This is a genomic window from Allomuricauda sp. TY007 (assembly GCF_010468565.1).
GTDB lineage: Bacteria > Bacteroidota > Bacteroidia > Flavobacteriales > Flavobacteriaceae > Flagellimonas.
In genome coordinates this window covers 47,179-72,761 of sequence record NZ_WUEG01000007.1, presented here as the reverse complement: position 1 = coordinate 72,761, position 25,583 = coordinate 47,179, and the positions used below count along the sequence as shown (strand labels likewise).

The 25,583-nt window shown below is 40.8% G+C and carries 19 protein-coding genes and 1 tRNA gene; 7 read left to right on the top strand and 13 right to left on the bottom strand.

All coding sequences use genetic code 11. The annotated features are described in order from the left end of the window. The first annotated feature begins 140 nt into the window (after positions 1-140). Positions 141-1,016: a universal stress protein gene (locus GO009_RS09305; RefSeq protein WP_163625939.1), complete on the top strand. Its 876-nt coding sequence runs from the start codon at positions 141-143 to the stop codon at positions 1,014-1,016. Here GO009_RS09305 and GO009_RS09300 read toward each other — a convergent pair. The 8 genes from GO009_RS09300 to GO009_RS09265 all read right to left on the bottom strand — a co-directional run bounded on the left by GO009_RS09300 (position 1,010) and on the right by GO009_RS09265 (position 12,446). Further along, the gene (locus GO009_RS09300) at positions 1,010-1,687 is read right to left on the bottom strand and encodes an ABC transporter ATP-binding protein (RefSeq protein WP_163625938.1); all 678 of its coding nucleotides are present in this window, start codon (positions 1,685-1,687) and stop codon (positions 1,010-1,012) included. The genes GO009_RS09305 and GO009_RS09300 overlap by 7 nt on opposite strands. An 11-nt stretch (positions 1,688-1,698) precedes the next feature. After that, a complete protein-coding gene (locus GO009_RS09295; protein WP_163625937.1) occupies positions 1,699-2,961 on the bottom strand; it encodes an FtsX-like permease family protein in 1,263 nt (420 codons plus the stop codon). Continuing rightward, positions 2,958-4,043, bottom strand: a complete 1,086-nt coding sequence (locus GO009_RS09290; RefSeq protein ID WP_163625936.1) for an efflux RND transporter periplasmic adaptor subunit — start codon at positions 4,041-4,043, stop codon at positions 2,958-2,960. The genes GO009_RS09295 and GO009_RS09290 overlap by 4 nt, the downstream gene beginning before the upstream one ends. A gap of 324 nt (positions 4,044-4,367) precedes the next feature. Next, on the bottom strand, positions 4,368-6,842 hold the full coding sequence (locus tag GO009_RS09285; protein WP_163625935.1) for an outer membrane beta-barrel family protein: 2,475 nt from the start codon (positions 6,840-6,842) through the stop codon (positions 4,368-4,370). Between the two features lie 80 nt (positions 6,843-6,922). Next, positions 6,923-7,735 (bottom strand): AraC family transcriptional regulator, encoded by an 813-nt coding sequence (locus tag GO009_RS09280; protein WP_163625934.1) that lies wholly within the window; start codon positions 7,733-7,735, stop codon positions 6,923-6,925. A gap of 10 nt (positions 7,736-7,745) precedes the next feature. Beyond that, a complete protein-coding gene (locus tag GO009_RS09275; RefSeq protein WP_163626056.1) occupies positions 7,746-8,846 on the bottom strand; it encodes a formylglycine-generating enzyme family protein in 1,101 nt (366 codons plus the stop codon). A 66-nt stretch (positions 8,847-8,912) separates the two neighbouring features. After that, positions 8,913-10,595: a sulfatase gene (locus GO009_RS09270; protein ID WP_163625933.1), complete on the bottom strand. Its 1,683-nt coding sequence runs from the start codon at positions 10,593-10,595 to the stop codon at positions 8,913-8,915. A 123-nt stretch (positions 10,596-10,718) separates the two neighbouring features. Next, on the bottom strand, positions 10,719-12,446 hold the full coding sequence (locus GO009_RS09265) for a sulfatase (RefSeq protein ID WP_163625932.1): 1,728 nt from the start codon (positions 12,444-12,446) through the stop codon (positions 10,719-10,721). Between the two features lie 283 nt (positions 12,447-12,729). Between GO009_RS09265 and GO009_RS09260 the strand changes: the two genes are divergently transcribed. The 5 genes from GO009_RS09260 (at position 12,730) to GO009_RS09240 (ending at position 20,929) form a co-directional block, all read left to right on the top strand. After that, complete coding sequence (locus GO009_RS09260; RefSeq protein WP_163625931.1) at positions 12,730-13,326, top strand: RNA polymerase sigma factor; 597 nt, start codon at positions 12,730-12,732, stop codon at positions 13,324-13,326. A gap of 92 nt (positions 13,327-13,418) precedes the next feature. Then, on the top strand, positions 13,419-14,453 hold the full coding sequence (locus tag GO009_RS09255) for a FecR family protein (protein WP_163625930.1): 1,035 nt from the start codon (positions 13,419-13,421) through the stop codon (positions 14,451-14,453). A gap of 142 nt (positions 14,454-14,595) precedes the next feature. After that, positions 14,596-18,000: a TonB-dependent receptor gene (locus GO009_RS09250; protein ID WP_163625929.1), complete on the top strand. Its 3,405-nt coding sequence runs from the start codon at positions 14,596-14,598 to the stop codon at positions 17,998-18,000. A gap of 18 nt (positions 18,001-18,018) precedes the next feature. After that, complete coding sequence (locus GO009_RS09245) at positions 18,019-19,452, top strand: RagB/SusD family nutrient uptake outer membrane protein (protein ID WP_163625928.1); 1,434 nt, start codon at positions 18,019-18,021, stop codon at positions 19,450-19,452. 22 nt (positions 19,453-19,474) lie between these two features. Next, a complete protein-coding gene (locus GO009_RS09240; RefSeq protein WP_163625927.1) occupies positions 19,475-20,929 on the top strand; it encodes a sulfatase in 1,455 nt (484 codons plus the stop codon). A gap of 72 nt (positions 20,930-21,001) precedes the next feature. On the opposite strand, the gene GO009_RS09235 is transcribed toward GO009_RS09240, so the two are convergent. From GO009_RS09235 to GO009_RS09220, 4 genes are all read right to left on the bottom strand, one after another. Continuing rightward, positions 21,002-21,250: a hypothetical protein gene (locus GO009_RS09235; protein WP_163625926.1), complete on the bottom strand. Its 249-nt coding sequence runs from the start codon at positions 21,248-21,250 to the stop codon at positions 21,002-21,004. A 164-nt stretch (positions 21,251-21,414) separates the two neighbouring features. Next, the gene (locus GO009_RS09230) at positions 21,415-22,800 is read right to left on the bottom strand and encodes a S41 family peptidase (RefSeq protein WP_163625925.1); all 1,386 of its coding nucleotides are present in this window, start codon (positions 22,798-22,800) and stop codon (positions 21,415-21,417) included. Between the two features lie 72 nt (positions 22,801-22,872). Then, positions 22,873-24,003, bottom strand: a complete 1,131-nt coding sequence (locus GO009_RS09225; protein ID WP_163625924.1) for an AraC family transcriptional regulator — start codon at positions 24,001-24,003, stop codon at positions 22,873-22,875. A gap of 442 nt (positions 24,004-24,445) precedes the next feature. After that, a tRNA-Arg gene (locus GO009_RS09220) sits at positions 24,446-24,519 on the bottom strand. A 64-nt stretch (positions 24,520-24,583) separates the two neighbouring features. Between GO009_RS09220 and GO009_RS09215 the strand changes: the two genes are divergently transcribed. Beyond that, positions 24,584-25,096, top strand: coding sequence for an adenine phosphoribosyltransferase (locus GO009_RS09215; RefSeq protein ID WP_163625923.1), 513 nt, complete (start codon positions 24,584-24,586; stop codon positions 25,094-25,096). Here GO009_RS09215 and GO009_RS09210 read toward each other — a convergent pair. Further along, positions 25,087-25,236 carry an SsrA-binding protein gene (locus GO009_RS09210; protein WP_163625922.1) on the bottom strand — a complete coding sequence of 50 codons (150 nt, stop codon included), beginning with the start codon at positions 25,234-25,236 and terminating at the stop codon, positions 25,087-25,089. The two genes, GO009_RS09215 and GO009_RS09210, sit on opposite strands and share 10 nt — an antisense overlap. Positions 25,237-25,583 lie beyond the last annotated feature (347 nt).

Sequence of the window (25,583 nt, the reverse complement as noted above, 5' to 3'; positions counted from 1 at the left end):
GGCTTGCTGTATTGAAATGATGTGCGTCACCCATGAAGGGAATCACCTGAAAAAAAATGCCCGCTACTCTCATTTTGATATATGGAAAGGCTTTTTCGCAATTTGTATGTGACCAAGGTCATTTTTAAACAGGCTGCGACATGATAGTTTTGGACAAAAAACTTATGGGACCTATTGTTTGTGCTACAGATTGTTCCAACAATGCCGCGGCAGCTCTAAAAATGGCCAATGCCCTTAGCGAAAAACTTGATTCAAGATTGTTGGTGCTGCATGTTTTCGATTTGAATGTAGCGCTATTAACCCCCTTGAGCATGACATATGCCAAGATGGAGAAAGAGGCATTTGAAGAAAATCGCAAAAAACTGGCTGATTTCTGTAAAAAACATCTGGGACAGATCAAGGATAGCACAAAACTCCAGTTAATGGTAAGGGAAAATGCAATAGTAACCGATGCCATCGTTGACGTGGTCAAGGAGTTTGATGCATCTTTAGTTGTAATGGGAAGCAAGGGCAGCAACGCATTCAGGGATTTGATAATGGGCAGCAATACCAAAAAAATGATCCAGAAAAGCCTCTCTCCCTTCTTGATGGTACCACCAACTACGGATAAATTTTTAATAGAGCGGATAACTTATGCCTCTGATTTTGAAGAAACTGATATCCATGCCATAGATTGGCTCATCAACACCTTGGCAGATCCATATCAAGCTTTTGTTAAAATAATCCATGTTAGTACCTTGGATTGGGAAAAAGGGGAGCAGCAGATGCACTATTTCCAAAAACAGCTGAAAAACAAAGTAAAGTATGAAAAATTGGAATTTGAACTGATTCATTCGGACAATGTTTTCCTTGACTTGGAGCGGTGCGCTCAGCGCGGGGAAATGGATGTCCTGATTATGCTGGAGCGTCACAATAAAAATACTTTGTTCCCCTTTGCCCATAAGGATTTTGTCAAGCAGATGATGTCCAAGATTCAACTTCCATTGCTCAGTTTGAACAAAAACTTGTTTCATTGAGCGATTATCTCCCCGTCTTCCAACTGAACGATACGATCGGTACGTTTGGCGAAATCTTCATCGTGGGTCACCACCAAGAGCGATAGCCCCTGTTCTTCCTTGAGTTTTTTGAAGATGTTGAACACATTTTCAGAATTATGGCTGTCCAAGTTGCCAGTAGGCTCATCGCCCATCAAAATGGTCGGATCATTGATCAGGGCCCGGGCAATCGCAACGCGTTGTTTTTCCCCTCCGGAAATCCGGGAGGCACGCTGGTGCGCCAAATGGCCTATATGGAGCATGTCAAGTTTTTGCTGGGCATTGCGTTCAATCTCGGCAGGGGATTTTTCGCCGAGTTTTTTGGCAGGCAACATCACATTTTCCAAAACACTGAATTCGGACAACAAATAGTGGAATTGAAACACAAAACCGATATTCTTGTTGCGGATGCGGGACAGTTCTCTTTGGGATCTGCCGGTTACCAGGTCATTGTTGAGGTACAATTTCCCAGTATAATCCGTGTCCATAGTGGAAAGAATGTACAACAAGGTGGATTTTCCAGATCCCGACTTTCCCATGATGGAGGTAAATTCACCTTTTTTTACACCAAAGGAGATGTTCTTGAGTACGTGGAACTCTTTCGGCTTGTGAAAGTATTTGTTGATATCCTTGGTTTCCAATACAAATTCCATAAACAGTGGGATCAAGTTCCTCTAATGATTTTTACAGGATCGATATTTTTGGCCTTGTTGGAGGGCAGATAACCAGCAATAAAGGTTGATAAAAGGGCAAAAGTGATTCCAATTACATAATAGGTCGGGTCGTAATTTACAGGATAAGTGGTGATGGTGGGCAGGGCCTCTGTCTCAAAAGGGGTCTGGTCGATAAGTTTTGAGAGGACAAACCCGATCAGCAGTCCCAAAATACCCCCTGCAACACCAATGATCATGGCCTGCCCCATAAAGATGAGTTGCACGTCCGTTCCCGAAAATCCGGTTGCCTTGAGTATGGCAATGTCCTTCATTTTTTCATAAATAAGCATGTTCAGGATGTTGTAAATGCCAAATCCGGCCACAATGAGCAGGGTGATGGAGACCGCATAGGTAATAAGGTTCCTGATGTTGGAACCCGTTTCAAACTGTGCATTGGCCTCGTTGATCCCCATGGCTTTGACATTGAACTGTTTTTCCAATTGTTCCGCCATGGATTGGGCCTCGGTAATGTCCAACAATTTGATGTTGATATCCGTGACATAATTTTCTGCTTCCCCCAAAATGCGCTGTACGGTCTTCAGATTGGTAAAGCTTTGGATATTGTCCACTTCTGCAATGCCACTTTGGTAAATGCCCACTATTTTCAAGGGAAATATATTTCCGGACACCGTACTTATCTGCACCCTGTCACCAAGCGATAAAGACATTTTTTCGGCAAGTCCGGATCCCAATAGAATACCATTCTCATTATTTTTCAAGGCTTCGGGGGAGCCTTCCACAATATTGTCCCGTAGGTTGGACAATCGGACTTCTTCCATGATATCTACCCCGATAAGATTGCCTCCCAGTTCCATGGAACCGGATAGATAAAAAATCTGTGCCCTTAACTGTGGTGTGGCCCCATACACGTTTGGCTGTTTTTTTAGATAATTGAGAATGGGTAGCGCATTGTGGATTTTTTTCTGGCTCAATTTGGGTTTTATGGAGTGCACCACGTTGAATGCGTTCTTGAAATCGTCATAAAGGGCAATGGGTTGTTCAGGGGAGGGACGGATTTCGTTATAGATGTGAATGTGGGGAGTTTGGTTCAGCACCAGATCATCCAGCATGGTGTTCAGCCCTGTCATAAAACTCACCAAGGTGATGTAGGAACCGATTCCGAAGGTGACCCCCAGAGTGGCGGTCACGGTGGATTTCATCTTGGTGAGAAGATGGGTCTTGGCAATGCCCAATATCACGTTCCAATTGATCATGGTTCAGGTTTGTATATGGCCGTGTTTTCGTTGATTCCATCCAAAATTTCCACCATGACCATGTTTTCAAGGCCGATGGTCACGGAAGTTTCACCCTCATCTGTAAGCACCTTAGATCCATTGATCAGATATGCTTTTGGAATAACGAGGGCTTCTTTCTTTTCGGCGATGACAATATTCCCTTCTCCGGAAAGACCGGGATACAAAGTCTCAGGAGGGTCATTGAACAAGGCCTCAACTTTGAAAGTTTGTGAGCGTTCATCTTTTCTGGGGTAGATTTTGTCCAAGGTGCCTTCAAAAACGCTTGCATTATAGGAGTCGAGTGTAATGAATACCTTTTGTCCAATATGAAGTTTCACGATATCTACCTCGTCCACCAACAACTCCACTACAAACGTATCGCTCTTGCCGATGGTTGCCACAGGCTCCACAGTGTTCACGATTTCTCCGGGATTTTTGTAGAGCGCATACACCGTTCCGTTTATTTTGCTCATGATGGTGAAATCGTTGGTGGTTGTGAGTGAGGTTTTATAATTGTTTTCGGCTTGTCTAAGTTGGGTTTCCAGTTCGTTTTTGGCCTGATCGAATTTCTTTTTTAGGAGTTCCAGCCGGTTTTGGGATAGTTCATAGACCAGTTTTTTGTTGTCAAACTCCACTTTAGAACCAATGTTCTGGTCCCAGAGTTTTTTTTGGCGGTAATAGTTGATGGAATCGTTTTTGAGCTGGAGTTTTGCCGCTTCGATTTCATCCTCGATACTGCTCAGCACTGCCGCAGTGCCACTGTAATTATTTCGGGCCAGTTCAAGGGCCAACCGGGCATTTTCCTTGTTCAGTTCGGGCGAGGTGTTGGTAATCTGTAGAATTTGGTCTCCCTTGGCCACTTTATCGCCTTCTTCCACCCAGATTTTGTCCAGAATGCCCATGGCCACGGAGTGTACCTGGTACATGCTGTCGGGCTGCACAGTGGCGGAAGCATATACAGATTCCGTCATTGGCAACTTCTCCGGATATGTTTTCTCCTTTTTTTGGGTACAAGAGAATAGGAGGGAGGTGAAGATGGCGAACAGCGAAAAGTATTTCATTGCAATTGACATGGGATATTGTTCAAATTACCAATAAAATATGGATATGAAATATGAGCAAGATCAGTAAACGAGTCATAATCCAAACTGATACTGATTCAGATTATGGTAAAAGAGCCATTATTACCTAAATATTGAATCCTTCGAAATAGAATGTAGATATGCTTGCTGTCCATCAAAAACAACATTATAAAAAATGCTTTTGGGTGCTACCTGATTTTGGTGGGCATTGTTAAAGGGGGAGAGGTGTAGGATATTCAAAAACTGGGAATTGTCCCTGTGTATATGGTGATTTTTCAAATAATTTATGGTTTCAATAATCGATTAAAATTCTTTTTTTCCAAACTCACTGTCGATGAACCTTGATTTGTTCTTTCTGTTATTGAAGGTGTAGGAGAGGTTCAGGATGATCATATCCACTTCGTAGACATAATTGGTGGTTGTATAAAACTCATTCTCCCTAAAAGTGGTAATTCTTTGCTCATTGGTGTCCAGTAGTCCAAGGTCTATATTCTGCCACTGCAATGTTGCGCTAAGGCGATTGTTAAAAAAGGTTTTTCTAAAAGTGAGGTTAGGGGAGTAGAAACGGGAATCTTGTCCTTGGGCCGTGTTTCTATCCGAAATATAGTTGAAGGTAAACTGGAGTGATGCTGTTTCGGAAAAGTCAACGGTGCTGTTGGCATTGAGGGAATATACAAAGGTTTCGGAATCTACAGCCCTATTGTCAAAAAAACCATCAATTGTATAGTTGTAGAAGTTAGCGCCCACAAAGTTTGACCAATTATTCGTGGGTTCGAATTGTGCCCCCAGTTCAAGACCCAAGGCATGTGCCTTTCCCACATTGCTATATATTCGGTTCAAGATGGTATCGTTGTGGATAGTATTGACACGGTTGACCAGATTTTTTACATCTTGGTAATAAACTGTGGCATAAATCGAGTTTCCCCCTTTAAAGTTTTTGGTTACTCCCAACTCGAACAAATCAATAAATTCTGGCTTTAATGTAGGGTCTCCCTGTTCCAAAGTCTCGGAGTGTTCCCGTTCTGGAAACGGGTTCATTTTAAATGTGGTGGTGCGTTCCACTCTTTTGCTATAGGCGGCTTTTACTTTGGTATTGTTCTTAAATGTGTATTGCACCGAAGCGGATGGGAACAGTTTTATGTAATCGTACACATAGGTGGTATCTATGGTATTGGTCTTGTCCCTAAGGTCAAATTCCCGATTCATGGCTTCGACCCTTGTTCCCGCTGAATATTCCCATGATTCTTTTTTACCACTCAATTGGGCATAACCGGAATGTAATTTTCTTTTGAGGTCCACCTCGCTCGAAAATTCTGGTACCAGTTCAAACTGACCAGTTACATTATTTCTTCTTTCATAAACAAAATCGCCCGTATGATTCAACAATCGGTACTGGTAACCTGTTTCCAATTGCCCAAAGGAAAATGGACTCCATATATAATCTAGCTGAAAGCGAATTCCGTGCAAAGGGTTGTCGTTGGTATTGTATTCGTCCTGCAGAACCGTGTTTGTATCCGGGTATCCGAGATTGCGGTTGGTGGTCGGGCCTCCCAACAAGGTATATTCATATAGGAATGATGTGGAAAGTTTGGAGGTGTTGTTAAAGATGTGGGCATAATCCAGGCTTCCCAAAACAAAGTCACCTTTTCTGATCCTCAGGTTCTCGTTAAAGTACTGCATGGTATACACACGATTCCCAGCCATTGCCGGTGTTATGGCATGGTTGTCATAATAAAGGATGTCTGCAGTCCTGTCCTTACTGCGTTTGCCTGCATAAAAACCGAGGGAATATGTATTGGTAGTGTCCGGAGTGTAATCCACCGAAAACCTTCCGCTATAGTTCACCTCGTCAAAACTGCGTTCCCCATCGGATGGAAACTGGGTCAATGTATCGTTAATGATGGTAAAGACATCCCCTTCGCGTCGTCCTCCAAGGTCATTTCGCTGGTAGTTGGCCCCAAGGGAAATGTTCCAATCGCCCTTGATCACGTTATAGGTAGCATCAATGCCATAACGTTGATGGGCCTCTGCGTTGTCATATTTTTCTATGGATGGGAATCCTCCTTTTATATTGATTTGGGCAAATGCCCCGTCAATAGCTCCTTTTTTGGTGATTATGTTGAGAATTCCAGCCTTTCCTTCAGGATCATACTTGGCCGAAGGAGCTGTAATCACTTCAACTTGGTCAATGGAGTTGGCAGGTAGTTGGTTCAATAAGGTCGTTGCACCTCCCTGCACAGGTTTACCATTGAGCAAGACTACAAAGCCACTACTGCCCCGCACATTGATTTCGCCCAAACCGTTTACCGTAACCGAAGGAATGTTCCTTATCACATCCGTAGCACTTCCCCCTTGACTGTTCTGAAAATTGGTGGCATCGAAAACCTGTCGGTCAATTTTGTTGATAATGGCCGCCCGTTCTCCCTCAACAACAACTTCATCCAGTTGATTTTCGCCCATGGACAATGCTATGGTTCCAAGCTGTATTGTAGCGTTTCTATTGGGGATTTCAATATCCTTGACCACTCTTGTGCGATATCCTATAAAGGAAGCCTCAAGATAATAGGTGCCTTTTTTTACTCCCTCCATGGTAAAATTTCCATCTAAATCCGTGATGACCCCTGTAATCAGCTGTTCTGAAGATTGGTCATACAGGGCCGCAGTGGCATATTCCAAGGGGTTTTGCTCCGTTGCATCGACAATTTTTCCAGTAATCTGGGCGGATGTAACGGTTGTGAACAAGAGCAGAAGAAAGCAGAAGGGGAATCTGGACAACATAGTTTAAGGCTGATATTATTTGCCTCAAAATTAAATACCGCAATAGTGTGATTATAGTCCTTTTGAAAAAAGAATGGTACCTATAAAACCTTGTTTTTCTTGAACTGTAGTGGGGTAACTCCCTCAAACCGTTTAAAATATTTTATAAAATGGGAACTATCTTTAAAATTTGAGGCATAAGCTATTTCGCTTATAGAAAGGTTGGTGTAGGTAAGTTGGCGTTTTGCTTCTTTAATGATCTGTTGGGCAATTACCTGTGAAGCCGTCTTTCCGAACTCTTTTTTACAATGCGTGTTTAGGTTCTGGGAGCTGGTATGCAATAAATCAGCGTAATGTGAGACATCATTTCTTGGGCTTTCTTGAAGTAGCTGTTTAAAATGAAATGCCAAATTCTGTTCCGAATGGGATTTGTTGGGTGCGTAGTGCAATATTTTGGACAGCAGGGCCTTAAGAATTCCTTCTACCGTAATTTGGGAACCTTTTGCTTGGTCCTTAACCAGTTCGGAGGCCAATTTAAAGAGGGAATTGAGCGATGCATCAATGGGTACTTCAAATGCTCGGTGATTTTCAAGCTGTCTGAATTGATCATTGATTTGTTTGTCCAATGTTTTGTCCAAAAAACCATCTTTAATTATAATAACATACCCTTCGGGTACGGTATCAATCTGCCAATGGTGCACTTCATCTTTTTTGATGATAAAAGCTATGGGAGGTTTGATTTCATACGAATCTTGATCCATATAGTGAAAACCCGATCCCTTGCTAAAATAAACCAGTTCCAGATACTTATTGTGCCGGTGTGGTCTGGTATAGCGTTTGTTCACATCAAAGGGCTCGATTTTTATATCCAGTACATGTGAAATCTTGTTGTTCACTTTAATTGCTGTACCCATACCTTTAAAATTATGGCATATTTGCTGAGCGAACGGTCCTAAAGCCCAAATGTTCCATACCCGAATCCGGACTGGTGGCCATGCGTGCGGAAATTCTATAGCTTGCACAATAAGAAGCACTACAGAGGAACGATCCTCCTTTGATCACGCGTTCCTTGGCATAAGGGTTATTTGAATTGAACGCACTTGCTGCCCCTGTTGGGTTCTGTGCGACCTCCCCGCTCGAAGCCAGCTTTTGATAGTAGTTGGTGTTGTACCAATCACTGGTCCATTCCCAAACGTTGCCGGCCATATCGTAAAGGCCAAAATCGTTTTTGGGGTAGCTCATGATCGGTGCTCTGCGTTCAAAACCGTCTTCCATCGTATTTTCCACAGGAAATTCGCCTTCCCAAGAATTGGCATGAGAACTGAGCCGGTCGATGTCGTTGCCCCAAAAAAACTTGCTGTCCGTTTTTCCGGCACGGGCCGCAAACTCCCACTCAGCTTCCGTGGGCAATCTACGTCCTGCCCATTTACAATAGGCCTGTGCATCCTCGTAGGCTATGTGGACCACAGGATGGTCTTCTTTGCCATTAATATTGCTGTCGGGACCATTGGGATGCTTCCAACTGGCACCGATCTTCCATTCCCACCATTGGGAGTAATCATACAGGTTGGGGACACTGGATTTTGTTTTTTTAAAAACCAAAGAACCCGGCTGTAGAATGGAATCGTGGGGTTTTTGGGTGCCTTCGGGCAACTGCTTTTTCATTTCTTCCCAATCTATCTCACGTTCGGCCATGGTAACATAGCCAGTTTCCTCAACAAATTTGGCAAACTGGGCATTGGTTACCTCATGAATGTCCATAAAAAAACCATCTATCGCAACTGGGTGTCTGGGCTTCTCGTGTGCCATGGCCATCTTATCCGATTCTACAGCACCTTGGTAAAATGTCCCTCCAGGTATCCATACCATGCCTTCGGGAGCTTCACTGGGAGCTTTGCTCGGCTTTACATACTCTGTTGTTTTGGAAGTGCCAATGCTTTCTTTTGATGGGTCCGTTTTGGATTTACAGCCAATAAACAGGGTAAATAATAAAAAGTAAAAAGAAAAGGTATGCTGAGGTGTCATTTTGTTTTCGTTTTTTAAACGTTTTTGTCCGAAGTATTCTGCAATGGTTCGTGAGATGTTCAAGCTTTACTCCCTGTTTTTTAAATACTCCTGATACAATTTTTTCATCTCTTCGGGTGAAAGCTTCCAATACTCGATCAAAGGGTTTTTCTTCACTTTTTCATTGTATTCCTCTATAAATTGTTGGTTTAAGGAATCATTGTCTTCATATTTTATCCTGAGCTCCTCCAGTTGTTTGTGTAGTTTGTCCTGAACCTCTGCATATTCGGGATTTCCGTAAATGTTGCTCAGTTCATTGGGGTCCTTCTGCAAATCATACAATTCCCACACATCCATATCGTAATAGAAGTGAATCAATTTATACCTATCGGTGGTAATTCCATAATGACGTCTTACATCGTGTTCCGAAGGATGCTCGTAATAATGGTAATAATGAGCCTTTCGCCAATCGGATGGTGTATTTCCTTCCAATACGGGCACTATGCTTTTTCCTTGCATATCTTCCTGAATTTTGGTTTTTGCAATATCCAGAAAGGTTTCGGCGAAGTCGAGATTGGAAACCAAATCGGTATTGACCGTTCCGGGCTTAACGGTTCCGGGCCATTTTACCAATAAAGGGGTGCGCAAGGATTCTTTGTACATCCACCGTTTATCGAACCAACCGTGTTCCCCTAAATAAAAGCCTTGGTCGGAGGTGTAGATGACTATGGTATTCTCATCTAGCCCAGCATCTTTTAAATAGTCCAAGACGTGGCCTACACTTTTGTCTACCCCGGCCACACTGGCTAGGTAATCCCGCATATAGCGTTGGTATTTGAATCGGGTGAGATCGTCGCCTTGAGGATTGTCCTTTTTGAATTTTTCATTGATCGGGCCATAGATGGAGTCCCACATTTTTTGTTGTTCCGCGGTAAAACCATTTTGAGGCTGGTCCGTTATTTTGAGATCTTGTTCCATTTTCATTGCTTCGGAAATGGACATATAGTTTAAGGAAGCTACCTCCCTGTTTCCTGAATAGTCATCAAACAAGGTTTCAGGTTCGGGAATCTCAACATTTTCGTACATGCCCAATTCATTGGGGCCGGGCTGCCAAGGCCTGTGTGGGGATTTATGTCCAAGAAACAGCATAAAAGGTTGCTTTTGGGACTTAACGGAATCCATCCATTTAATGGCCTTGTCGGTAATAATTTCAGTGGTATAGCCCTCCAATTGATACTGTCCTTCCTCGTTGATGAAGGTAGGGTTGTAATAGGAGCCTTGTCCAGGTAGGATATCCACATAATCAAAGCCTTTGGACGGGGTATCTCCCAAGTGCAGTTTTCCCAAAACCCCTGTCTTGTATCCAGCTTGTTGGAGGAGTTCTCCAAATGTCTGTTGGCTAAAATCGAATTTGGTACCAATGGTATTGTCAATAAATCCGTTTTGATGACTGTACTTTCCTGTGAGGATGGTTGCTCTTGATGGCCCACAGATGGAGTTTGTGACCAAGCAATTGTCAAATAGCATTCCTTCCTTGGCGATTCTATCAATATTTGGCGTTGGAGCAACTTCAGCCAATCGTCCGCCATAAGCACTTATGGCTTGATAAGCATGGTCATCGCTTATTATAAAAACAATATTGGGTCTTTTTTTACTTTCTTCTTTTTGAGTTTCATCCTTTTTTGAATTACTCTTACAGGAAACCAATAAAAGGGATCCAAGAAAGATGTACAGTAGGTTGGTAATTGGTTTGCTTAGTTGATGTATCATTGGTTCTTAAATATAAACGATGTGTGCAAAATCCCTTAATTGCTAAAGTTAATAAAAAGCTATTGGGGTTCAGGTTGTTTTATGGTTTGTTCTTTGTGTGCTTTTTTCTTTTTACACTGTAATTTAATTGAATTTAAAGGTTGTTTCAGTGGGTGTATATCCAATACGGTGTGCATTTATCTGTATGGTTTGCCCCTTTTTAAGGGGAATTATACCTCCTTTATAAACCGACCATGGTTTGGGAACAGTAACTGTTGTTTTGTCATTTTGAGGCATTAAGTAATAGAAATCCCATGTTTTTACTTTTCGGGCGATTGTACTATCACTGATTGGCCCTTCAAAAATACGATAGCCAATTGACGCACCTTCGGTATCACAAGAAATGGATATACCATCAGCGCTTTTGTCAATAATAGGTTTACTGGTTTTGGGAGCCTCACCCTTTCCTTGCCACCAAATGTCCAATACCATTTCCTTTTCGGGAATTTCACCCATATCCCCTACATCTTCCAACCATTGAAACAGTGCTCGTTTTAATTCTTCTTTCTTTTTCTGATACGATGGTTCATCTGCCAAATTATGGACTTCATCCGGGTCTTTGGCTGTATAATACAATTCTTCTTGGGGCTTGGGGGTTTTAAACCAGTCCATTAAAAAGGGATTCGTAATGGTGCCGGCATCCCTCATTTCTATGATTTCCTTCATACTGGCCATTTGTTTTCTATAAGCCAAATCTTGATACTTTGATACTTCGGGGACAAAATTGTAAACGTATCTAAATGTGCCGTCGCTAACAGAGCGAACCCGATCATATTTATTGGCCATTCTATCTCTGCCTGCAAACACATATTGATTTTTTTCTTGACTCTTCTTAGGTCCCAAAAAGGCCTTTCCCTGTAAATAATCGGGTATTTCTGCCCCTGCAATGGAAAGCATGCTTGGAGCAAAATCAATAGAACTGATTAGGTCATTGTTCACTGTGCCCGCATTGGTTCCTTTTGGGTATTTGACTATGAAAGGAATATGCAGGCCTCGCTCTAAAACCTCACGTTTCATCCAGGGTAGGTTGCCGCCATGATCACTATAAAAAATGACATAACTGTTATCATATACGCCATCTTCTTTCAATTGTGTAATGAGCTCGCCAACATCACTGTCCATTTGCTCAATTCTAGTGTATAAAGCAGCTTTATCGTGTCGCATTTGTGCCGTGTTCTCGTAATACAGGGGCAAAACCATGTCATCAGGTTGATGGTATAAAGAATCTGGTGGGGAAATGATTTGGGACTCGTGGGAAATGGCAAAATTAAAGACACTGAAAAAGGGTTGTCCAGAAGCCCTGTTTTGATATGAGGCCGCCACACTGCTTTCGTCCCATACCGTTACCGGCTCTTCAAATTGATAGTCTTCCTTGGCATTATTGGTGGTATAGTACCCCACTTTTCTTAAATATTCTGGAAATGCCTTCACATTTTTGGGCAATACGGCCGAATAACTAGGAACTCCCTCGGGCATTAAGCTAGGTCTGTTCTTTGTTCTCATATGGGAAGTCCCAATAGAAATTTGGTTCATCCCAGTGATGATCGAGGACCTACTTGGCGCACAAACACCGGCAGTGGTATACACACGGGTAAAACGAACCCCTTCTTGTGCCAAGGCATCAATGTTAGGAGTGTTTACCGTAGCATCTCCATAAGCTCCGATGTAGGGAGAAATATCCTCGCAAACCACCCATACAATATTGGGTTGATTTTGGGATAGAACAAAAGAGAATGGAACGAAGAACATTAAGAACAATACGAATGATTTGGTTTTGGTCAAAATATGCTTCATGGATAAAATGGAGTTCATCTGTAGGAGTTTTATAGGGTTCCTATATTTTATAGAGCAACTCCAGGGCAAGATATAGACAAGGCATCCGGATTTTTCTTTAAAACGGGGAGTGTACCTTGAAAAAACGAAGAAAAGTAAGATTCTAATATGTTTCTATATTACACTTAAATTATCATTTGTTTAAAAAATTTATATATTTGAATCCAAACTTGTTAAAATATAAGTTTATAATTGTGAATTTGACAATTGTAAATTTTTCAACAGATACAAGTTACTTCAACTAACTAAACAAACTCAAAGAATGCCTCTTTCAACTAATCAAAAGGGTGATGCATTGGATTTCCAACAAAAGCTGTTGGAACGTTTGCACCGTGGGGATATCGAGGCGCTTGGATGTTTGTACGATATGCATGTAGATCATTTGATGGAGTTTGGGTTGCATTATGTCTCAGATGTATCCTGGGTGGAAGATCAGGTACATGACCTTTTTTTGGATTTGTTCAAAGCGAGGCACAAGGCATTGCAAATCCAAAACCTTAAGGCTTACCTGTCCACTTCTTTAAAGCGGAGGTTATTCAAAAAAAATAAATCCAAGGAATTGTTGATCGAAGAAGATAGTTTCAAACGATTGTTGAAGAGCGATTCAAACTACATCGAGACTTCTTCGGAGAATAAATGGATAGATGCAGAACAGGTTGAATATGTAAAGCAATCCCTTAAAACTGCTATGGATTCTCTCACTAACCACCAACAGAGCATCCTACACCTCCGGTTTGTTGAGAATAAATCCTATGGTGAGATTGCAGAGCATATGGAAGTTTCCAAGGCTTCTGCCAGAACCTTGTTGTACCGTAGCTTAAAAATACTTCGCAAAAAGGTGCAATTACTTCTTTTTTAAAAAAAATCATTTTTATTTGTCTATACTCCCCACATTTCTTCCTCTTATATATGGAAGGGTGTACAATTATGCCCTCGAATATGTAAAAACTTATGGATCATACTCCAAAAAAAGGTTGGTCAAAAGAAAGAAAGGCCGATTTACGAAATAGATTACTCACATCTGCCAAAAAGGAGGAAGAACTCCGTATACGTCGAAAAAGGCGTCAATTTTATTGGGCAGCAGCGGCTTTATTGCCGATTGTTTTAACATTGGGTTATTTTTTGAATGAGTCCGCTGCCGAACCCACGATAGACCAGTTTGTAAGGGATATGCCCAAGACCGCTCCTCAAAATCCGGACAAGGTCACTGTAATTTTAGGTGAGGGGAACCAAGTAGCTCTGGACGAGGAAGAGGGACATGTGGAATACTCGAAAACAGGTTCCAATGTAAGCATGGGGAACGGAAAAAGTATAGAGCAACAGATAGGAAATACTGACAAGCCCACTTTTAATACCGTTATGGTTCCCTATGGAAAAAGAAGTTTCATCAAACTTTCCGATGGCACCAAAGTATGGATCAATTCAGGATCCAAGCTTGTTTTTCCTGCTGCATTTTCAAAAAAGTCCAGGGAGGTCTATTTGGAAGGTGAGGCCATTTTTGAAGTGGCCCATAATAAGAATAAACCTTTTAGGGTAAAATCCAGCAAGCAAAGTATAGAGGTGTTGGGCACCGTGTTCAACGTATCCCATTACTCCGAAGATGAAGTAATGCAGACTGTGCTTAAATCCGGTAGTATAAGAATTACTTATGAAAATGAAGACAAAGGTTTTTTGATGAAGCCGGGAACACTTTCCAGCTTTAACAAAAAATCCAAAAAAATCAGTACCCAGGAGGTTGACCCCGACGATTATTTCTCTTGGCGGGATGGATTCTTGACCCTGGACAACAGTAGTTTGGGGGAAATAGCTTCCCGCTTGTCCAGATATTATAACAAACCCATCTTTTTTGGAAATAATGAACTGGCGTATCAAACTTTTTCCGGTCGTTTGGATCTATCCGAAGATATGGTTCGGGTACTCAGGACAATAAAAGAAACCACAGATTTTCAAATTGTAGAAAACCAAGAAAGCATATTGCTCAAATAATAACCAACAAAAACAACTACTGCCAATGAAAAATTGAAAAAGAAGAATAAAAAAAGCCAAAGGATGCGCCAACACCCCTTGGCCTATAATGCGTTTTATCGCATAAGATTAACGACAAAACTATTAACTGAACGACAAAATTATGAATTATCACACTAGATGTGCGCATTTTTTGGGCATAAATGTGACCAGACACATCATTTTAGACCTAATGAAATCTTTTGCACTTTTCTTAGCTGTTGGATTGACAACGCTTTTTGCGAAGGAAACCAATGCCCAATCCAAAATGACCCTCGACTTATATGAGGTAAAAGTGGAAACCTTATTGGATGAGATCCAAAAGAACAGCGAATACATATTTTTTTATAAAGATGGCACCCTTCCTGCCAGTGACCGAATAACCGTAAACAAAAAGGATGCGACACTTCAAATGATTTTGGAGCCCGTATTGGAACGTTTCAATTTAGGGTTTAAAGTACAGGATCGTCAAGTGATCATATTTAAAAAACCAACCCCAATCCCTTCAAAAATAAATACTCCAGTAATCCAGGCTTCGGTATCGGGAACGGTTACCGATAAAGGTGGTATGCCATTACCAGGAGCCAGTGTGCTGGAAAAGGGAACCACCAATGGTGTGCAGACCGATTTTGACGGAAATTTTTCTATAGAATTGTCTGATGAAAATGCTGTGCTGGTCATCTCCTACATTGGATTTGGCTCCAAAGAAATCAATGTTGCGGGCCAAACCACCGTTAATGTTATTTTGGAAGAAAGTGCAGCTGCATTGGATGAAATTGTGGTAGTGGGATATGGTACCCAAAAGAAAAGCGATTTGACCGGTTCGGTGACTTCCTTGGGCCAGGATGATATGAACCCGGGAGCCAATGCATCTGTGGATCAAATGATGCAGGGTAGAGCTGCTGGGGTGCAAATAACCCAGGCAAGTTCCGCGCCCGGTGGGGGCTTGGCCATTCGAATTCGAGGGTCGAGTTCCTTGAATGCCAGTAATGAGCCTTTATATGTGATTGATGGTTTTCCAATAGATAATAGCCCAAACTTGAGTGGGGGCGGTGCTGCACAGGTAGGGGATAATCAAAGTCCACGAAACCCCCTGAACTCGTTAAACCCAGCCGATATCCAATCCATTGAAATATTAAAGGATGCCTCAGCTACGGCTATATATGGATCAAGGGGAGCCAATGGGGTTATATTGATAACTACTAAAAAAGGTAGTCAAGGAAAGGTCAATATTACCTATGACGCCTATGCAGGTCTTCAGACTGTGGCCAAGAAAATCGACCTTTTGAGTACATCCCAATATATTGATGCTATTAATTCCCTTTCTGCCGACCAAGGGAACCCTCCCGTGTTCTCTTCAGAGGAGATAGCTGCCATTGGCAATGGTACCGATTGGCAGGACCAAGTGTTCCGTTCGGCTCCTATTAGCAGTCATAACCTATCCCTAAGTGGCGGGTCGGAGAAAACATCTTTTTATGCTTCTTTAAATTACTTTGATCAAGAAGGGGTAGTACAAAACTCGGGAATCAAGCGATATACCGGAAGAATTAATATTGACACCAAAATAGGTGAGAAAGCCCAAGTTGGATTAAATTTCAATACGAGCTTGGTGAAGGATAACAATAATGTAGATGGTATCCAGACCAATGAAAATGCCGGCCCCATATATGCATCCTTATTATATGACCCTACAGAACCTATATACAATGACGATGGTAGTTTTGCCCAATCGGCAAACCTAACAGTGAACAATCCTGTTACCGTGCTCAATGCCATATCTAGTAAAAATGAGACCAACCGGACCTTTGGAAGTGCATTTCTAAACTATAATTTTACAGATGACTTATCAGGGAAATTTAATTTTGGTACAGATAGGCAAACGTCTAGAAGAGATATATATAATAATTCAAACACTATATACGGTGCTGCTGCAGGAGGTATAGCCAACATCAATGTACTTGAAAGATCCAATTATCTTTTTGAATATACCATGACGTATAACAAAGAGTTTAATGAAAACCATATCCTTACTATTCTAGGGGGTACTACCTATCAAAAATTCAGTACTCGCTTCTTCTCGGGAAATATTAGTGGTTTTCCTACCGATGATCTGCTCACCAACAATTTAGGCTTGGGTAATACCAATAATGATGATCTGGAAAGTGGTAAGGAAGAGAATACCTTGCTTTCCTATTTAGGACGTGTCAACTATACGCTTTTTGATAAGTTTTTGCTTACCGCTTCCCTACGTGCGGACGGTTCCTCTCGATTTGGGACGAATAATAAATGGGGATACTTTCCTTCCTTTGCCTTTGGTTGGAAGTTGGAAGAGGAAGACTTTGTTCCCGAAGCCTTCAATCAATTGAAATTACGTGCAAGTTGGGGACAGACAGGAAACCAGGAAATTGGAAACTATGCTTCGCAACTAACCTTTGGTACAGGGCCAAATGTTGTATTGGACGGGGCTTTGCAAAGTTCTGTAATTCCTCAGCGAATAGCCAACCCTGATTTAAAATGGGAGACTACGGAGCAGTTTAACATTGGTCTTGATGCTTCTATACACCAAGGTCGTTTTAGCACTACTTTGGATTATTTTGTAAAAAGTTCCAAGGATCTTCTGTTCAACCTACCATTGCCCGTGGCATCAGGATATCCTTCTATTCTTACCAATGTAGGAGAAGTGAGGAATAGTGGTTTTGAATTTTTGTTCAACTCTACCAATATTTCTACCGATAATTTTTCATGGAAAACATCCTTGAACTTTTCGGCCATTAAAAATGAAGTGGTTGATTTGGGACGTATTGAAAGTATTGTTACAGGAAGTATCCAATCCGTTGGAAATACAGCTGTCATCAAAGAAGGGGAGTCATTGGCTTCTTACTACGGATATGTGGTCACTGGAATATTCCAAGAAGGGGATGATATTGCTGGTTCGGCACAGCCAACCGCACAACCTGGCTTTCCAATTTTTGAAGACCGTAACGAAGATGGAGCGATTACTCCATTGGATCAGACGATTATCGGAAACCCGTTCCCTGATTTCACCTACGGTATCCAAAACTCCATTTCTTGGAAAGATTTTCAATTGGATTTCTTTTTCCAAGGCCAGGAAGGGGCTGACCTAATCAATGTTAACTTGATAGAATCCTTGTATCCGGCAAACTTTAGGAGAAACAGGATCGCAGAGCAAATTTTGGATCGTTGGACACCTCAGAATACAAATACCAAATGGCCATCATCCGTTAACCCTAATGCCTATGGTGGAAGCAAGGTGAATTCCCTTACCGTGCAAGATGCGTCCTATTTTAGGTTGAAAAATGTGATGCTGAGCTATAATGTTCCGGTAAGGAACTTGGACTTTTTGAATGCACTGCGTGTCTATGTAACAGGGCAAAACCTGTTTACCATAACCAACTATGTTGGTTTTGACCCAGAGGCCAACTCCTTCGGAAGAAGCAATGTTAGGGCGGACTATAGTAGCTACCCTTTGGCCCGTACTTTCCTTTTGGGACTGACAGCTAATTTTTAAGACTCAAAACATAAAGAAATGAAATTATATAGAATAGTTATAATTGCCTTAATGGCAACCGTTTTTACAGCTTGTGAAGATAAGCTGGATGAAGAAGTTTTTTCCGAACTGTCACCATCCAACCTCCTGAACAATGAAAAAGGGCTGTCCTTTTTATTAAATTCAGCTTACACCTATGGACATAGGGTAGGCGCGGTATCATCGTGGGCTCCCTATCATATGAGCAGCATGACCGCTGGCGAAACATGGGGGGTAGGAGGCTCTATCGAAAATCTTTGGGTAGCCGAAATGGATTTTACCTGGGACTCCAACCATGCTCATTTTTTGTCGGTATGGCAGGTACATTACAACAGTATCCGTGATGCCAATCTTGTTTTGGACAATTTGGACAATGAAAACCTTTCGGAAGATTTTAAACAATTGACCAAGGCAGAGGCTCATTTTTTAAGAGGATGGAATTATGCAGCCCTTTATAATTGGTTTGGAGGAGTCCCATTGTATACATCGTCTGAAGATGAGCTGTTACAACCAAGGGCAACAGCCGAAGAGACCCGTACACTTATTGAGCAGGAGTTAACTTTAGCGGCAAATGGTTTGCCCAAGGATGAACCACAATTTGGAAGAGCTTCAAAAGGGACAGCTTTGGCAGTACTTTGTAAATTTTACCTGAATACAAAGCAATGGCAGAAAGCTGCTGATGCCGCTCAAGACGTAATTGATTTGCAGAAATATGATTTGCTTGGAGATTATGGAGACATTTTTGCTTACGATAACGAAGGTAACCAAGAGTTGATTTGGGTGCTTCCCAAGGATGGAGCTACATTGACGGATACGGGGCAAGGGCTCAACGCATTGACTTTTCCACCTGATTTTCCGATGCCATTCTCTAACAACTCTGTATTTGCGGCACGTACCTACCTTTTTGATGATTTTGTAAATTCCTTTGAAGAAACCGATACCCGTCAAAATCAAATTATTACCGAATGGACAAGCACCAATACGGGCGAATTGGTCACAGGACTTGGAAACGATCAGTCCTTCCCATATAAACTGCCTTTTGAACCCAATTCAGTAGGTGCATGGGCAGGAAATGACCTGCCAGTAATTCGTTATGCAGATATTTTATTGAGTAGAGCCGAGGCTTTGAACGAAATCTCAGGCCCGACCCAAGAGATTATTGACCTTATAAATGATGTTAGGGAAAGAGCGGAAGCTACGCCATATACTTTGGCAGGGTTTACCAAAGAATCTCTTCGTGATGCTATTTTACAGGAAAGAGAGTGGGAGTTTTATTGGGAGGAGAAAGCTCGAGAAGATCAGATAAGACACGGTGTGTTTATTTCCAGGGCCCAGGCTCGCGGAAAAAATGCGCAGGATTATCATGTATTGTTCCCTATTCCCCAAGTGGAGTTGGATGCGAATCCCAACTTGGAACAAAACCCAGGTTATTAATTCATAAAACCAAAGAATCAATATGTTCAATTTTAAAAAGATTAACAAAATACTCTGGGTTACCGCAGGATTTCTTGTGGTAACCACAGTTTGTTCCTGTCAGGGAAATCAAGGGGGGCAAACGGAAGACACCGAAGTTGCATTAAGGGATAAACCAAATTTTGTCATCATTTTTGCTGATGATTTGGGCTATGGCGACTTAAGTTCTTACGGACATCCGACCATTAGAACCCCGCATTTGGACCAAATGGCCCATGAAGGCCAAAAATGGACCAACTTTTATGTGGGAGCCAGTGTTTGTACGCCCAGTCGTGCTGCTTTAATGACGGGAAGGCTACCCGTGAGAAGCGGTATGGCCAGTAGCGAAGTTCGTGTACTTTTCCCCGATTCGCACAATGGTTTACCACAAAAAGAAGTTACCATAGCGGAGCAAATGAAAGAGGCAGGCTATGCAACAGCAGCAATAGGGAAATGGCACTTGGGACACAAAGAAGAGTATCTTCCTACCAGTCATGGTTTTGATTCCTATTTTGGAATCCCCTACAGCAACGATATGGACAATGTGGTTCCCTTTAAGTCAATGGGGGGGTATTTTGAATTTTGGAAATCCGAAGAACGAAAGGATATCAATACGTTCAATGTTCCTTTAATGAGGGATACGGAAATCGTTGAACGTCCAGCAGATCAGCATACCATTACCAAGCGGTATACCGAAGAGGCTGTAAAATTTATCAACGAGAAAAAAGATGAACCTTTCTTCTTGTATTTGGCACATAACCTCCCCCATGTACCCCTGTTTGCTTCAAAAGAATTTGAAGGCACCAGCCCAAGGGGTTTATACGGTGATGTGGTAGAAGAGATAGACCATAGTGTTGGCCAAGTACTTGATGCCTTGAAACAAAACGGCCTTGCAGAGAATACCATTGTGGTGTTTACATCCGATAATGGTCCTTGGTTGATTATGAATGAAGAAGGAGGAAGTGCGGGCTTGTTAAGAAATGGCAAAGGATCTACTTGGGAAGGTGGAATGCGCGAGCCCTGTATTTTTTGGGCACCGGGTAGAATAAAGCCCGGTATAGTTACCGATTTGGGAACTACCATGGATTTGTTTACCACTTTCAGCAACATGGTCAACGTACCAATACCAACGGACAGGGTTATGGATGGAGTGGATTTAGCCCCCGTATTGTTTGAAGGACAGAAGAGTTCTAGGAATGATATGTTCTACTACCGTGGAGACAAACTCTACGCTGCTAGGGTAGGCGATTATAAGGCACATTACATTACACAGGATCCTTATGGTCCCGATGCTGTGGAGCATGAGACTCCATTACTCTTTAATTTGAGTGTGGATCCATCAGAGAAATATGATATTTCCAAAGAAAACCCCGAAATCATAGCCAAAATCAATGAAGCAGTCAAAATCCACAATGATAATATGGTAAAAGGTCCCGATCAATTAAAAGATCGTGGCTAAAGGAATCTATCTTGGTTTAGTTAATTTTTTGATAGAGATTCAGGAGAAAAGCACGGTGAAAGCCGTGCTTTTTTAATATATCATAAACCTAAAAATCATATCTGATTGCATATTAAAGGCTTGCTTTAGCCCCAAGTCTGTGCCTTTTTTTGTAGAATCACCCACACCATTGAAGTCTCCGAGTTCTGTCAGTTTTGAAAAGTAGGCGTCAGCTACTTCACTCCGTTTCACCGTATCAGACGTATGCTCTTCATGCTTTTTTTTGACGGCTGCAATACAGCTCAAGCTTATTAACACGATGATAACCGGTAAAATTCTCATTTGTGATTTTTGATGCAAAACAAGTTATTCAAAAGGGTGTATGATTGTAAAAATGGAAACAATTTATTCATTTTGATTTATCCAGTTTATACTCCTTGATGTTAACTTGTAGATTAGGGTGTGGCTGGATTGATTGTATCCATTGGTAATTGCCAATTTATAATTTAATCTTCTATACTTTTCAATAACCCCTCTAAAATTTCATCTTTCTCATCCAACAAGTGGTCTTTGATTAGAATATCGGGGATAATACCTGTGCCTTTGTCCACCCCATTTATGCGTTCAATTTTACCTTTAGAAACATCAACAGTGACTCCTGTTTTTGGTAGCGGATAATTGTAAATGGAGGCATAAAGATTAGGATATTCTCCTGTTTCTTCTCCAACAATGGTTCCCCAGCCGTAATCCTGGATTTGAGCGGCGGTGACGGTAGATTGTGAATATGATTGTCGATTCACCATTACATATACCTTACCCGTAAAGCGCTTTTCTTTAGGTTGAGGTTTTTGATACCTAAAATCATAATTATATATTTCACCATCTTTATGTTCTAAAATCGATTGCCAATAGGCTTGGGTGGTGTCTTTCGTCCTTCTTGTGTTTTCTTTGAGTTGTTTACTGGTTTTTAATTGAAACCGTGATGCCCATTTAAAAGGTTTATCGGCGATATAAGACACTAAATAATCACCAAAGGCGTCATCGCCACCGGAATGGTTTTTTAAATCTATAATCAGGTTTTTGGAGTTGTTATGCTTTATTTCAACAAAAGCGGAGTCTATGAAGTGTTTGTATTGTTCTAAATCGCCTCCAAAATCACCTGGCCTTAGATAGGCAGAGGCTTTTTCAAGAAACTGTAAATTTCTGTTATGTTTTAAAATATCACCTCTCTTCATTTCAAAATCTTCAACGGCCCTTATGGACTTTAGATGATACTTTCGGCGTTTGCCATTTGCTAAAATTTCAACGTCAAAGCTATTCTTCTTTCCGAAAACCAGCCAGTAAAACCTGGGAAGCGTCATGTTTTCCAATTGAGCATGTTTAAAGTACAAACGTTCGGCAGAAATTTGAGGATAAATATCTTCAAACACCTTTTTAATAGGCCGTCCGTTAATATTTAATAATTCAGCTCCAACTGCAATATCAGTATGTTCAGACCAGTTTTTTCTTACCATTGCTTTGCCATTTTCAATGGCCACTTCTAGCGGGAACAATGTTCCACCATTTTGGGCATAGGCGATATATTCAGGGATTGGAAAAGGGATTCGGGTATGCCCGTTGTTTACCTGAGAAACGATTCGTTGAAATAGTTTTTTCGCTTCCAGACTGCTAAAACTGTCTTTTTGAATGCTTTGTTTTATCTCGATATAGTTCCTTTCAAAAGTCTCTTTTGTGATGAAAGCGTATAAATTGATATGGGTTTCTTCCAAAGACATTTTTAAATAAGCTAAGTCTGATAAAATATCTGCTCTTGAATATTGCTGTGCTATCGTAGATTGACTTATAATCAAAACACACCAAAACAAGATTTTTCTGTAACATTTCAGTTTCAAAAAACATCTATTCATTTTCATTAATTTTCGGCAAACATATTGATTAGAAAGCGTCTTGTAGACCGACTGCGTCTATCCGGACGTTTTTTTGAGGGTTTTAAGGTATTGACTTGGTGTGATTTGTGTAAATTTCTTAAAAACATGGTTAAATGTGGACTTGGAATTAAACCCGCATTCATAGGCGTGACCTAAAAGCGACAATTGATCTCGTTCAGGAGATTTCAATCGGTGTTTAAACGCTTCAACCCGATATGAATTGATCAAATCATAAAAATTTTGATGGCAGTTCTGATTAATTTTTGTGGAAAGTTCTTTTGGTTTTATGTTTAGCAATTTAGCCAACATGGAAAGATTCAGTTCTGGATTGAGGTAAGGTTTTTTTGTGTTCATCAATATTTTCAACTTGGCAAGAAACTCGTCATCTTTCCTAAGATGTGTATCAATTGATGTCTTTTTATCAGGTTTTAAAAGCACCACTTCCCTTTCTTTTTGAATATACCCTCTAAACCCTAGCCAACACGTTATGGTAGAGAGTAGTACAAAATTTGGCAGGAAGTAATACCCTCTGTATGCTCTGTCAAAAATAAACCGGTCTATCTCAGTTAAAATTTGCCAGAAAATAAAGTACCCGGCAAAAATAATGATTGGCGTTTGTAACCATTTATGCGAAAGGTGTTCAATTTTGGAGTAGTACTCTTTAAGCCGGTCTTTGTATTTAATCAGCATCATTAATGACACAACACTATACGTTAAAATTGAAATTACGCCTAACCATTGCTCTGCTAAATAGATATAAGAATAAGTGGGCATTTCCTCTAGATACAAACCGTTAGAACCTATCCTGTAGATGGCCGTCCTGTAAAAGATGAACTCCAAGGCCAATGGAATATAATGGATGAAATGTTTTGTTTGGAATTTGAATTTTGGTTGGGTAATGCATTTGGTGTAGAAATACAAACACGGCCCAATTCCATAAAGCATTTCCATCTGAATATACCTGAAGATGTAAAGCAGGTTGTAGTCTTTCAACACATTTACCATTACTATGTTCAAAGGAACCAACGCATAAAAAAACACCAATAAGGCTAAAAAGATGTTGGCCAAGCGCCTTGGTTTTTTTACTAGAATCAGTCCACTTAAGAGTATGGCCTGTAGGTTTAAAACACAAATAATAGTAAATAAAATTGGATTGGATTCAATCATTTTTTTAATTCCCTTATTTAAGATATCAAAAGGACATAAGCTTCGAGCTTTAGTATTTATGAGTATAGTTTACCTGATGCATAATTTCAGCAATAGGCGCTCTGTTTAGCTTGCAATTCTCAAAAGGTTTTTCTTTAGGGATATTAACATTAGTATGCTTTATTTCCATCAATGAAAACTTTAAACAATTTAGTTGTGTTGGAAAAAATGAATTCCAAAGGGGGTGCTTTAAAGATAGAAAAACCTGTCAGAAAAGATTAATCTTATGAAGAAACGATTCGTGCTAGTGGGTAGTTAGTGGGACAAAACCAGTTTTTTTAAAATATAATTCATTGATAATCAATAATTTAAAAATTAACTTCAACTTGAGTGCGACCCCAGTAATATTCAAAATAAAAGCCTAAGCATCAAGTGCTTAGGCTTAAAAAAGGGTTTAAACTTGTGACCGCGGCAGGATTCAAACCTGCAACCTTCTGAGCCGTAATCAGATGCGCTATTCAGTTGCGCCACGCGGCCTTATTTAAGGGCTGCAAATATATTTCTTTTTAACTTTACCACAAAACCCTAGCATACAAAAATAATGGATTTTACACACTACATCCGCGATATTGAGGACTTCCCTACGCCCGGTGTTGTTTTTAAGGACATAACCCCGCTGCTAAAAGACCCAAGTGCTTTCCAAAAGGCCGCGGATGCCCTGTTGGCTTTGGTGGGCAACACGAAAATAGACAAAGTTGTTGGGGTGGACAGCCGTGGGTTTATTTTTGCACCCATGCTGGCCGAAAGACTTGGAGCTGGTTTTGTTACTGTCCGTAAGTCGGGAAAACTACCATATAAGACGATTTCCCAGTCTTACAATCTGGAATATGGTACTGGAACGTTGGAAATACATGCGGATGCCATAGAAAAAGGGGAGAGGGTATTGGTACATGATGATGTTTTGGCTACTGGAGGTACGGCCCAAGCCGTTTGTAAATTAGTTGAAAAATTAGGGGGGAAAGTGGTACAATGCAATTTTTTGATTGAACTCACCTTTTTAAATGGGGCTGAAAAAGTAAAGGGTTACCAAAAAGAGACACTTCTTCAATTTTGATCCAATGCTTTTTTGGTAACATAGTATCTCCATCCTATAATGGCCATTTGTAATTTAGATGCCTTGGAAAGGTCCAAGTCCCTTTTAGAGTAGGAAGGGAGTACTACTTTGTTGATTTTTGCCAAGATCTTGTAAAACATATAATTGCATTGGTTTTGGGCAAATATAGGTAAAGCTGTTTACAAGGTAGATTCATAATTTTGAAGTAAGTAAAATCCTTCGCTCTACATAAATATTATTGTTAAGAGTTGAACTAGAAGTGCGATGAAAAATTTTACGATTGCTATCATTTGATTGATTTTAGGTTTTAAAAAACGGTGACTATTTTATTGTTTCTTCGAATATATAATGATAAAAGTCATGCTTCCAAACAATTAGGCTAAAATCAATGTAATTGCATACGAGATTGTATTTTAAAAAACGCAATGTATCTATAACTGTAAGTTTATGTCTTGTGAAAAATAATGAATTGAAACCTATTCATCTA